Genomic DNA, 12,694 nt, shown 5'->3' with positions numbered 1-12,694 from the left:
TATTGAAAAGTATTTTACTCACGATGGTGTTCGCGACTGGCACAATATTTGGTTAGCTTTTGCCGTCTATTCACTCATTATTGCAATCCTATTTGCCCTTTTCTTTAAACACAAACACAATCCAGAGGAAGTCGCTTAAGTAAGCCATTAATATAAAAAACGAAAACCCTTTCTTTGGAGAGGGTTTTTTGTTTCTAATCGCTTAATTTTCTGTGTTAAATGTTTTGAGATTAAGAATAAAAACGTACTTTTGCACACCTTTTGGCGAAGAAGAGTTTCCAATTGGTATTGAATCATTTACGTAAAACACTGTTGTGTATTTTACTCGCGAAAGAAACTCGAAAAGCACAGCATACAAATAGAATCATCAGCATGGCTGAATTAAACAAAGATCAAGTAGCGTTTTTAAATGAATTTAACTGGCATAACTATGCCGAGGGAATCGACGCAGTAGACGAAAACAATTTAAGAGAATTTGAAGACTTAGTAGCTAAGACTTTCATCTCAACCGACAACGAAGAAGTGGTTGAAGGTTTGGTTGTTCGTATCACTGACCGTGACGCTATCGTTGATATTAATGCAAAATCGGAAGGGGTTATTTCATTAAACGAATTCCGTTACAATCCAAACTTAAAAGTTGGGGACAAAGTAGAAGTATTAATCGATGTACGTGAAGACAAAACAGGACAATTAGTACTTTCTCACCGTAAAGCAAGAACAATCAAATCTTGGGATCGCGTAAACTCAGCTCACGAAACAGGTGAAATCGTTAACGGTTTCGTCAAATGTAGAACTAAAGGGGGTATGATCGTTGACGTATTCGGAATCGAAGCATTCTTACCAGGTTCTCAAATCGACGTGAAACCGATCCGTGATTACGATGTATATGTAAACAAAATGATGGAATTCAAAGTGGTGAAAATCAACCACGAATTCAAAAATGTTGTGGTTTCACACAAAGCATTGATCGAAGCCGATATCGAAGTTCAGAAGAAAGAAATTATCGGTCAATTAGAAAAAGGTCAAGTATTAGAAGGTGTTGTTAAAAACATTACTTCATACGGTGTATTCATCGACTTAGGCGGTGTAGACGGATTAATCCACATCACCGACTTGTCTTGGTCACGTATCAACCACCCAAGCGAAGTATTGGAATTAGACCAAAAATTGAATGTTGTTATCTTAGACTTTGATGATGAGAAAACACGTATTCAATTAGGTTTGAAACAATTGCATGCTCACCCATGGGATGCTTTAGGCTCTGAATTATCAGTAGGTGATAAAGTAAAAGGTAAAGTAGTCGTTATCGCAGACTATGGTGCTTTCATTGAAGTTGCTGAAGGAGTTGAAGGTTTAATCCACGTTTCTGAAATGTCTTGGTCTACGCACTTACGTTCGGCACAAGATTTCGTAAAAGTAGGAGACGAAGTTGAAGCAGTTATCTTAACCTTAGACCGCGATGAGCGCAAAATGTCTTTAGGTATCAAACAGTTGTCACAAGATCCTTGGACTGATATTACTTCAAAATACCCTGTTGGTTCGAAACATACTGGTATCGTTCGTAACTTCACCAACTTCGGTATTTTCGTAGAATTAGAAGAAGGAATCGATGGATTAGTATATATTTCTGATTTGTCTTGGACGAAAAAAATCAAGCATCCGTCGGAGTTTGTAAACGTGGGTGACAAATTAGATGTTGTTGTTTTAGAATTGGACGTTGAAGGAAGAAAACTTTCGTTAGGTCACAAACAAACCACCGAAAATCCATGGGATAAGCATGAAGCGGCTTACGGTGTAGGTACAGTTCACAGCGGAACTATTGCTGAAATCGTTGACAAAGGCGCTACGGTTGATTTCGGAGATGATGTAATTGCCTTCATTCCAGCGCGTCACTTAGAGAAAGAAGACGGTAAGAAATTGAAAAAAGGAGAATCTGCTGAATTTAAAGTAATTGAATTCAACAAAGAATTCAAACGTGTTGTTGCTTCTCACACCGCAATCTTCAGAGAAGAGGAAGAGAAAAACGTGAAAGCTGTGGAAACCACTTCTAACAACGCTCCTGCTTCAACTTTAGGAGATAACAATGACATCTTAGCAGAATTGAAAGCTAAAATGGAAAAAGGTGAAAAATAATCAATAGTTGATTAACACATATTCTAAATCCCGGACTTAGGTTCGGGATTTTTTTATCCCCAAAAATTTTCAAAAATTGCATACCGAATTGAAAGTTCACGTAGTCGCATGAAAATTTTCTGTCGAAGATTTGATGAGCTTGGTAAAAATAAGAAAAAGCGACACTGAAAATTGAAGCAGAACGAGAGTTGACCGTAACGCAAAAAGGTAATTCGTAAATGGTAAAGTGACCGAAACGGAAATCTACCTGCCATTACAATTGGCAACGTTTTCCAGTTCAATGGAGTCATTCATGCAGTAGATAGCGAAGTGTTACCGTAAATACTTATTAATCTTTTATTGGGTTTAAAATGAAAAGACCAATTCATTTACGAATCGGTTCTTTTTTAATTTTCTTTGAATGGACGGTTCCAAATTTCACTATTGAAGTTTTTCCCCAGCATAAAAAAGTAATAGGCTACAGTGGCAACAATAGATTTGAAAGCAAATAAAAACACAATAAACGGCGCCCACAATAGTGTTGTACCTAATTTGTTGAGGGGCATTATCCAAGTAAATAACGCACTCAATACCAAACTAAAAATCATAAATGTGACTGCATTTTTAATCGGCCAATATTTCCACTTCCGCCAAGGGGACACATCATTTCCCCATTGGTGAATCAAATAGTAATAGTTATTTCCCAAAGGGGCAAACAACAAGGGGTCGTCATAATTTTTCAGGCTAAAGGTCTTTGAAGGAGCCGCAATTTTCATTCCTTGAAGCGATAGGCCATGTACTTTTTCTATATCTTGAATTGCATTGATGGCTTCCACAGGAAAATCTTGTTTAAATAACGTTATATCTAAAAAACGAAGTCGGTAGTCAATACACAATTTTTTGATGTGCGTTTCATGAAAGATACGCTGTGTGTCCAATAAATCAAAAGTTAATGCATTGGAATTGGAAATAAGCGGTTCTATAGAAGTAGCACACGCTTTGGAAGCGGCTAACATATTCGTTTTGCTTGTGTTGCGCAACGATTCTTCTAAAGACACGGGGGAAGTGACCTTGTTGCGGTTTTGCTGCAATTCCACCGCTAACGATCTTTTTTCAAGCAATCTCATGGTGAAGAGGTAAAAGTTTGACAATTACGAATTTAAAAGAAATTACAGACGTATAACGATGAACTTTCGTTAATTTTTTACCTAAAAAAGCCATCAATTACGATGGCTTCTATTTTTATACTGTATGTTTTTTACTTAACGAAGTTGGGCTCCGACTTCATTTTGAAAGACGGTTTGCAACTTGTTCATGATTTTATCAATCTGTGTATCGGTAAGGGTTTTAGTCGTATCTTGAAGTATAAAACTCAAGGCATACGATTTCTTACCTTCAGGTAAATTTTTTCCTTCATATACATCAAACAAGCTCACATGTTTCAGTAAACTTTTTTCCGTTTGACACGCAAGCTTATATAGACTTTCAAAAGCAACACTTTGATCTACCAATAACGCAAGGTCACGACGAACTTCAGGGTACTTAGGAATGTCTTGGAATTTGATTTTGTTGGAAATCATTTTGATAATCAAGTCCCAATTAAAATCGGCATAAAAAACTTCTTGCTTTATATCAAAATGTTTGATAATATGTTTCTTAACCACTCCAAATTCAACCAATACATCATTACCAAAACCCAGTGAAATTCCTTCCGAAAACACATCGTTGTGCACAGGTTTGTCCTCAATTTTATGATATCCTAATCGATCAAAAAGGGAAAGAATCACCCCTTTGAAAACAAAGAAATCGGTAGGACGTTGGGGTTCATTCCAACGTTCAGCGGTTCGATTTCCCGTCATGAAAACGGTTAAATGTTTTTTCTCCTGATAGCCCGATAACAATTTGTGATAGGTTTTCCCAAACTCAAACAATTTTAAATCCGCATTTTTCCGGTTGATGTTATATGACAATGCTTCCAAGCCTGAAAACAGCATTGACTGTCGTAAGGTTGCCAAATCGTTGCTCAACGGATTCAACATCGATACGTTGTATTCCTCTTTTAACTGAGGGGATAATTTTACATAGTCGCCCGTAGTAAGCGAATTGGCCATCATTTCATGAAACCCTAATGCATTGAGCTGTTGGGCCACGATATTTTGTAATTTATAATCTTCGGTGCGCGGCGAATTGGCTACCGTAGCATTGATTTTCTTGGTAAAATTTACATTGTTGTACCCATATACTCGAAGAATTTCTTCAATCACATCAATCTCGCGCTGGACATCTACGCGGTAAGCTGGGATAATTAATCCCAATCCAGCATCGGTAATACTATTGACTTTAATGTCTAATGAAGCTAAAATCTTTTTAATGGTTTCTTTCGGAATTTCTTGCCCAATTAATTTAAACGCTTTGTCAAAATTCAAGAATACTGAAAAATCTTCTACTTTTTTGGGATACAAATCCACCACATCCGAAGTTATTTCGCCTCCAGCCACTTCCATAATCAACATCGAAGCTCTTTTTAGGGCATATTCCGTAATATTAGGATCAATACCGCGCTCAAAACGAAAAGAAGCATCGGTACTCAATCCATGGCGTTTTGCAGTTTTTCGAATGGTAACAGGATTGAAATACGCACTTTCTAAAAAAATAGAAGTAGTCGTTTCAGTCACTCCAGAAGATTTACCTCCGAAAACTCCCGCCATACACAACGGACCAGTTTCATCACAAATCATTAAGTCATCTTCATGCAATACCCGTTCGGTATCGTCTAATGTGATAAATTTAGTTCCTGTAGCCACCGTCTTTATCGTGATTTTCCCATTGATTTTGGCTGCGTCAAAAGCGTGTAAGGGTTGTCCCAATTCATGTAAAATATAATTGGTGACATCCACAATGTTATTTTTCGGAGTAAGTCCAATCGCTTTTAAACGGTTTTGCAACCATTCTGGAGAGGCTTTCACTTTAATCCCCGAAATCGTTACACCGCAATACCGTGGACACAATTTAGAATCCTCAACATCGACAGGAATCTTCAACGTGCGTTTATCCACTTTAAATGCTGAAACCGAAGGTGTAATCAACTCAATATTCTTATTGCGAAGTAACAAACCTGCACGTAAGTCTCTAGCTACACCCATGTGCGACATTGCATCGGCTCGATTGGGTGTCAATCCAATTTCAAACACCTCATCGTTTTCAATTTTTAAAACTTCAGCAAGTGGTGTTCCCGGTTTTAATTTGGCATCCAAAATCATAATGCCCTCGTGATTGGTGCCTAAACCTAATTCGTCCTCAGCGCAAATCATACCGTGGCTTTCTTGGCCACGAATTTTTCCTTTTTTGATTTCAAATTCGTTCCCTGTCGCATCAAAGAGGATAGTACCTATTGTGGCAACGGGTACTTTTTGTCCCGAAGCAACATTGGGGGCACCGCAAACAATTTGTACGGGGGCATTGCCATCACCTAAGTCAACGGTGGTTACTTTTAATCGATCGGCGTCAGGATGTTTCTCGCATGTTTTGACTTCACCTACTACAACCCCAACCAAGCCGCCTTTTACCGATTGGTATTTTTCGACTACTTCCACTTCCAATCCTAGGTCGGTTAACAAGGCCGCTGTTTCTTCAGAAGGTAAATCTATTTTTAAAAATTGCTTAAGCCAATTATAGGAAATTCGCATGATTGTATTGATTTTGACGGGGGCAAAGATAGCGATATCGGGCGGGATAGTAAAAATATTTGAAGTGAATTATACCAATATGATGTGAATCAAAAAATATGATAATTGAAATTAACGATACTTAAAATCAAAAATATTGTAATAGAAAACAAACTTTCACTACACAATTTGTTGTTATTCCAAAATAGATTAAAAATGAATATTAATCATTATATATTCTAAAACCGCGATGCATTATATCGAGTAAATCATTATTCCAAGTAATAAATGAATTGTTAATTTCGCTTGCTATGAGTTCTAATTTTGTCAAGACAAAAAATCTTTGAAGTTGTATTGCCCCAAAAAATCACTCCCGTTGAAGGTTATGGAATAAGAAAAAAAGAAAAACCTCTTTGATGAATAGGCTATAGTTATCTTTTGCACATTATTAGCGATAAATGGTATCAACTAATATAATTCCAAATGTTCTTTTTCCGACTTAAAACCAAAAAAACAGCGCGTAATGTTTGGTGTTCAGGGCGTTCCATCGCGGGATCTTTTTTCAACAATTCCAAAGCATAGCTGCGCGCCAATTGTAAAATATCTTTGTCTTTGACCAAATCGGCAATTTGCAAGTTTAAAATCCCACTTTGTTGCGTACCTATAATATCGCCAGGCCCCCGAAGTTTTAAATCGACTTCGGCTATTTCAAATCCGTCGTTGGTGCGGCACATGGTTTCCAAACGGGTCTTGCTCTCTTGACTCAATTGATGGCTTGTCATCAAAATGCAATAACTCTGTTCGGCTCCACGACCGACGCGTCCCCGCAATTGATGCAGTTGCGACAGTCCAAACCGCTCGGCACTTTCAATCACCATCACGGATGCATTGGGTACGTTGACGCCTACTTCGATCACTGTAGTGGCTACCATGATTTGGGTTTTCCCTTGCGCAAAACGTTGCATCTCGGCCTCTTTTTCGGCGGGTTTCATTTTGCCATGAACTATTGAAATGGCATATTCGGGTAAGGGAAAATCGCGCGAAATACTTTCATATCCGTCCATTAAATCCTTGTAATCCATTTTTTCACTTTCTTGAATCAACGGATAAACAATATACACCTGACGCCCTTTGGCAATTTCATCTTTCAAAAACTTCCAAACCTTTAATCGGTTTGCATCGTAGCGGTGGACTGTTTGAATGGGTTTCCTGCCCGCAGGCAATTCATCAATCACCGAAATGTCAAGATCCCCATACAAACTCATAGCTAGTGTTCGAGGGATTGGGGTAGCCGTCATGACCAAAATATGAGGGGGTACTGTGTTTTTTTGCCAAAGCCGACTGCGTTGCGCTACCCCAAATTTATGTTGCTCATCGATGACAGACAAGCCTAAGTTTTGAAACTGCACTTTGTCTTCCAACAAGGCATGGGTGCCAATGACAATCGAACAGCTCCCGTCGGCGAGGGCAGCAAACAATCGGTTGCGTTCAGCTGTTTTGGTCGATCCGGTTAGCAATTCCACTTGAAGACCCAAAGGAGCCGCCAAAACTTGAATACTATTATAATGTTGCTGTGCCAAAATTTCGGTTGGAGCCATCAAGCAACTTTGGAAGCCGTTGTCGGTGGCCAAGAGCATGCTCATAAAGGCCACAATTGTTTTACCCGAACCGACATCCCCTTGCAGCAATCGGTTCATTTGCGCCTGACTGCCCAAATCGTTCCGGATTTCCTTAATCACTCGCTTTTGGGCTAGGGTAAGGGGAAAGGGAAGGTGTTGGGTATAAAATGTATTGAAATGTGTTCCCACTTGGGTAAACGGCAACCCTTTTATTTTGTGTTTTCGTACCAAGTTTTTGGTTATCAATTGCAATTGAATGAAGAAAAGCTCTTCGAATTTTAACCGAAATTGGGCCTTTAACAATCCTTCTTGATCTTTGGGAAAATGAATTTGCAACAAGGCATCCCGTTTAGCGATAAGCTTTAATTGCTCCATCAAATAGGCGGGAAGGGTTTCGCTAAATTGTCCCCCCGTTTCCAAAAACAACTGCTGCATCATTTTGAGTACAACACGATTGGAAATCCCTTTATTGGCCAATTTTTCAGTACTCGGATACACGGGTTGGATGGCGGTGCGGAGACTGTTTTGATGCTCTTCCAACAACTCCAATTCGGGATGGGCCATCGAAAGGGTGCCCGCATATTGGGCTACACGACCAAAGGCCACATAAGGTTGGTTGAGTTTGAGATTCTCCTTTATCCACTTATGGCCTTGAAACCATACAAGTTCCATTTCGCCAGTAGCATCGATAAAAGTAGCTACCAACCGACTTTTTGCTTTGCCGGTTTGTACTGTTTTGAGATGGACAATTTTGCCTATAACTTGAACCTCTGTGGGACTGTTGACCAGTTGGTTAATCGTATAATACCGTGTACGATCAATGTAACGGTTTGGAAAAAGGTGCAACAAATCGCCATACGTATGAATCTCCAATTCGCTGCGCAAGAGTGCACCGCGCTGGGGGCCAACGCCTTTAAGGAATTCGATAGGAGTATCTAAAGTTGTGGACATACAATGGCTATTATCCGAAGGGCTAAGATACTTTAAAAACCTGAATTTCGAAATCTTCCCTTATCTTTGTCCAAAGCCTTTGTTATGCGTTTTTACACTTTACTTCTTTCGTTGTTTGCCACTGGTTTTCTATGGGCTCAATCGCCTGTATCCGTTGATTTTACAGCTTTGAAAGCTACGGTGTTTCCTAATTTTGACACCAAAGAAGTAAGTGGTCATTGCCAGTTTACTTTTACCGTGAAGGCGCCTACCGATACCATTCGTATTGACGCCAAAAAAATGCGCTTTAGTTTGATGATGCTCAACGGAAAAGCGGTCGAGTACAGTGCCAATGAGCGTCAGTTGCTGTTGTATACCGGATTTAAAAAAGGGAAAAATCGCTTGTCGTTTAATTATACAGCCCGTCCGAAACAAGCGTTGTATTTTGTAGGAATAGCCGATGATTATCAAATTTGGACCCAAGGACAAGGCAAGTACACCAGCCATTGGTTGCCCAGTTTTGATGATGTCAATGAAAAGCTCACGTTCTCCATCAGTGTGACTACGCTCGAAAATGAAGTCGCCAATTCCAACCGATTGACCGCCCTTAGTAATGGCGAATTGGTAAAGAAAGAATCCTTTCGCGCTATCCAAGAAGGAAAAATATACACCACATGGAACTATCGTATGAAAAAACCAATGGCGTCGTATTTGGTCATGTTGGCGGTGGGGAACTTTACTGTGAAATCAGAAACCAGCGCTTCGGGTATTCCTTTAGAATCCTATCTCCAACCCAAAGATGCCGATAAATGGGCGACGACGTATTGGCACAATGAACGGATTTTTAATTTTTTGGAAAAAGAAATTGGCGTCAAATATCCCTGGCGCATTTACCGACAAATTCCCGTACGCGACTTTTTGTACGCGGGTATGGAAAACACAACGTCCACGCTTTTTGCTCAAGATTATGTTGTAGATTCTATAGCCGTAAATGATAAAAATTATTGCAATGTCAATGCCCATGAATTGGCCCATCAATGGTTTGGCGACTTGATTACGGCCCAATCGGGGAAACACCATTGGCTCCAAGAAGGATTTGCCACGTATTATGCTTTATTGGCTGAAAAAGAGTTGTTTGGCGAAGATTACTTCTACTATCAATTGTACCGCAATGCCAACTTGATCAAAGCGGCGGCCAAAAACGATACGGTACCCATTTTACATGAAAAAGCGAGTTCGTTGTCGTATTATCAAAAAGGCGCTTGGGCCTTGCATTACCTTCAGGATCAGGTTGGGAAAAAGGTGTTTGATGAAATTGTAAAAGCGTATTTAAAAAAGTATGCATTTAAAAATGTGGCCACTGCCGATTTTTTGGCGGTGGTGCAACGCTATTCTGATTTTGATACGGAGGCGTTTCAGCAGCGGTGGTTGGAATCGTACAAGTATCCCGAAGCCGATATCAACCAATGCTTGGCAAAGAGTGCGATGGTACAAGCCTTGGTGCAACTCCAAAAAGAGCGCAGTCTTCCGCTCGAAAATAAGCTTTCACGTTTTACAACCCTGTTAGCATCGAAGGCGTTTTGGCCCTTGCAAGCCGAAGTGCTGTTTCAACTCAAAGGGCACCCCATCGCGCAAACCGAAGCCTTGTACCGTTTGGCATTGCATGGGGATAATATCGATGTATTGACGGCGGTGAGTGAACTCTTAACAGACATCCCTGAACAGTTGAAAGCAACCTATGAAACGCTGTTGCAGGCGCCTTCCTATGGGGTGCGGGGCAATGCTTTGGTCCATTTGTTAAAGCGTTTTCCCAACGATCGGATGCGCTATTTTGAACTCGCTAAGGACTGGCGAGGGGCTAATGATTTGGGATTGCGGATTGACTATTTGGGGGCGTATTTGGTCTTGATGCCCGAAACGAATCCCGATTATGCGTCGCTAAAAGCGGAATTGATTGATTTTACGTCGCCCAAGTACGAAAGTGTCACTCGAATTCCTGCCTTTCAACAAGTCGTTTCTCTTTTTCCCCAAGAGAAAGCTGTCCTCAGAAACTTGGTCAATGCCACGCAACATCCCAAATGGCAGTTGGTTAAATATGCACGCGATACCATTCGCAAATTGATTAAACAAGAGGCGTTACGCGAAGAGTTTACGGCCTTGATTGCTGAACTTCCCCAAGACGAGCAGGCCGAATTACGACGCCTGATGCAATAAGCGGGGGAGACAAATGCAGTAGTTAGGTTTTCTCCAACACCAACCTTGGCAACCAATTGACTTTGGAACTCAGAAACAACAATTGTTGCGGTTTTACAATAGCGCTAGTATTGCGTGGCGAAGGCGCAATCCACCGGGCTTGAGTTTCAGAAAAATCTAAACGATTTTGGGGCGTTTCGGTAGCGGAAGTGCTGTTGGTAAAAGTTATGATATTTTTTTCTAGCACCCAGGTTCCTTGCCCTTCTTTGTGGTCTTCGGTGGGTCTTCGGTTTTTGAGTTTTGAATAGTATGAAAAGGTAAACGTGCCATCATTCTTCAAATTGATTTGATACTCCAACACATCCAAGTCGACCGTTAGAATATGTTTTGCATAGGTGCCCACGACTGCGGTGTATTGCGCTAGAAGGGGATAGGGAAGGCTTAACAGGGCAAAGACGATAAGGGAGGAGATAAAGGTTTTCATGGTGATAGGGTTACAATGGATTATCTGATTTTTATTCAGGAGTTTTAAACGAGGTTATTTTTTTTTGATAAGATATAAAATTTAATTTTTTGGGAGGGGTTGTGAAACGATTGCTGCTCTTGGGCACAGTATTTATTTTACAACTGTCTTGCATTTTTCTATTTTAATATCTCTTATTGAGTCAAATTTTCGTTCGTACTTAAAATCAAATCTGTCTGTTAAATCTTTATAAGTCGAAACATAAAATTCGCTATAAGTATAAAGGTCGTCTTGGTTAGAAACTTCTCCGTTTTCGTCAATCATCCTTAGCATACTTCCTGTTCTTCCCCAATGGAATACTCCAAGCTTGTCTCTCGGTGGCTCGTTTGAATTTTTTTCTAGCGTCCATTCCTCATTAAAGTCACGGACGTCCATTTTGGGCAATTCAGTTCGGACACCTTTTGAGTCAATTAAGTAATAAGTATGCTCTATAAACCCAAATTTCTGTTCCTTGTCAAGAACTAGAATTCCGTCATTCGGTATTTTATATACTAATCCTTCTTCGCTTTTCTCAAGGTTTATTCCGCACCCTTTTTTATAAACGATATTTACTCGTCCACGATAATTTTCAGGAATTAAAAAAACTTCTGGTCCAACAGCGTTTAGTGCTCTCCAAATAGGCCAAAAAGCAACAATTCCTATTAAGAAAAGTCCAATTGGAATAAGTCGGTGTTTCCAAGACTTTTTAATAGAAACCAAAATCAAAATTATTCCAACGATAAAAACAAGTAATCCGATTATTGCAAAAAATGCTGCGAAAGTCAATCCGAATGCACCAATTGCAAGTAGAATTAGTCCACTATAATATAATATGTTACTTGTTTTAGCGGTCATTTTTAATATTGTGCCTGACGTTAATGGCTATCCTACTCAAGCGTATTCAACGAACTGCGTACTGTAAAGCTAAGATAATATTTTTCCGTTTTGAAAAAAGTACAACTCACGAAAATCCAGCCATAGCGGATAACAGCTGTTATAAGCCGTTTTAATCTTGCGTGTTACTTTTCCAAATATAGTTACTGATTCTTTTTCCGTTTGTCATCACCCAAAAACCAATAAGTGTTGCGCAAAAGAAATATAGTAACCATCCAGCATTGTTATAATCTTTAATAAGTTCTTTCTGTTTTAAGAATTCAAAAATAGCGTTTGCTAAACTTGGAAACGATTTTATAAAATAAACTGCACCAATCATTGTCACAACAACACTAAGAATAGTTTTTGGTGGAATTTCGATATCAATCCTTTCTTCTGCAAAATTTTGGTCTAATTTCAAAACTTTGACTAACCAATCTGTTTTAAATAAAAAGATTCTTGTTACAAAAATGTAGGCAAATAAAGTTATTAAACTCATTAGCCAAACCAAAAGCAAACTATTCCAATTGATTTCACCATTTTGAAAATTTAAAGTTGACATAAATTGTGGTATAACCCAAACACAATTTATTAAAAGCCAGAGGCCAATTGATTTTAGGATGATTTTCCAGAAAGTGTTTATTTGCATAATGTTGTCGGTTTGCAGTTTCTCAAAATGGCTTATAACGTTTCGCAGCTACCCGAAGGGCGGGACTTTTACTACAAAACTTGATTTGAAAAACTAATGTTTGGTTCGCCACAAATCTGTCTTTATAGCACAAATCCCCGCCTTTTGGGTA

General features: G+C 39.4%; 8 protein-coding genes and 1 pseudogene. 3 read left to right on the top strand and 6 right to left on the bottom strand.

The window, feature by feature from the left end:
- Both Q0037_RS01230 and rpsA read left to right on the top strand, forming a co-directional pair.
- Nucleotides 1–139: pseudogene (locus Q0037_RS01230) on the top strand (MFS transporter); the annotation flags it as partial.
- 233 nt (nucleotides 140–372) lie between these two features.
- Nucleotides 373–2,133 (top strand): 30S ribosomal protein S1, encoded by a 1,761-nt coding sequence (rpsA, locus tag Q0037_RS01225; protein WP_297514176.1) that lies wholly within the window; start codon nucleotides 373–375, stop codon nucleotides 2,131–2,133.
- 386 nt (nucleotides 2,134–2,519) lie between these two features.
- On the opposite strand, the gene Q0037_RS01220 is transcribed toward rpsA, so the two are convergent.
- From Q0037_RS01220 to recG, 3 genes are all read right to left on the bottom strand, one after another.
- Nucleotides 2,520–3,239, bottom strand: coding sequence for a hypothetical protein (locus Q0037_RS01220; protein WP_297514173.1), 720 nt, complete (start codon nucleotides 3,237–3,239; stop codon nucleotides 2,520–2,522).
- Between the two features lie 135 nt (nucleotides 3,240–3,374).
- The gene (pheT, locus tag Q0037_RS01215; RefSeq protein WP_297514170.1) at nucleotides 3,375–5,798 is read right to left on the bottom strand and encodes a phenylalanine--tRNA ligase subunit beta; all 2,424 of its coding nucleotides are present in this window, start codon (nucleotides 5,796–5,798) and stop codon (nucleotides 3,375–3,377) included.
- 443 nt (nucleotides 5,799–6,241) lie between these two features.
- The gene (gene recG, locus Q0037_RS01210) at nucleotides 6,242–8,347 is read right to left on the bottom strand and encodes an ATP-dependent DNA helicase RecG (protein WP_297514167.1); all 2,106 of its coding nucleotides are present in this window, start codon (nucleotides 8,345–8,347) and stop codon (nucleotides 6,242–6,244) included.
- An 84-nt stretch (nucleotides 8,348–8,431) separates the two neighbouring features.
- Here recG and Q0037_RS01205 point away from each other — a divergent pair, with 84 nt between their 5' ends.
- On the top strand, nucleotides 8,432–10,540 hold the full coding sequence (locus tag Q0037_RS01205) for a M1 family metallopeptidase (protein WP_297514164.1): 2,109 nt from the start codon (nucleotides 8,432–8,434) through the stop codon (nucleotides 10,538–10,540).
- A gap of 22 nt (nucleotides 10,541–10,562) precedes the next feature.
- On the opposite strand, the gene Q0037_RS01200 is transcribed toward Q0037_RS01205, so the two are convergent.
- The 3 genes from Q0037_RS01200 to Q0037_RS01190 form a co-directional block, all read right to left on the bottom strand.
- Nucleotides 10,563–11,003, bottom strand: coding sequence for a hypothetical protein (locus tag Q0037_RS01200; protein ID WP_297514162.1), 441 nt, complete (start codon nucleotides 11,001–11,003; stop codon nucleotides 10,563–10,565).
- Nucleotides 11,004–11,135: 132 nt separating this feature from the next.
- Nucleotides 11,136–11,876, bottom strand: coding sequence for a hypothetical protein (locus tag Q0037_RS01195; protein WP_297514159.1), 741 nt, complete (start codon nucleotides 11,874–11,876; stop codon nucleotides 11,136–11,138).
- A gap of 151 nt (nucleotides 11,877–12,027) precedes the next feature.
- The gene (locus Q0037_RS01190) at nucleotides 12,028–12,543 is read right to left on the bottom strand and encodes a hypothetical protein (RefSeq protein WP_297514156.1); all 516 of its coding nucleotides are present in this window, start codon (nucleotides 12,541–12,543) and stop codon (nucleotides 12,028–12,030) included.
- Between the last annotated feature and the right edge of the window lie 151 nt (nucleotides 12,544–12,694).

It is taken from the genome of Flavobacterium sp., assembly GCF_027482425.1.
In the GTDB taxonomy this organism is placed as follows: Bacteria; Bacteroidota; Bacteroidia; order Flavobacteriales; family Flavobacteriaceae; genus Flavobacterium.
This window is presented reverse-complemented; position numbering and strand designations above follow the sequence as displayed.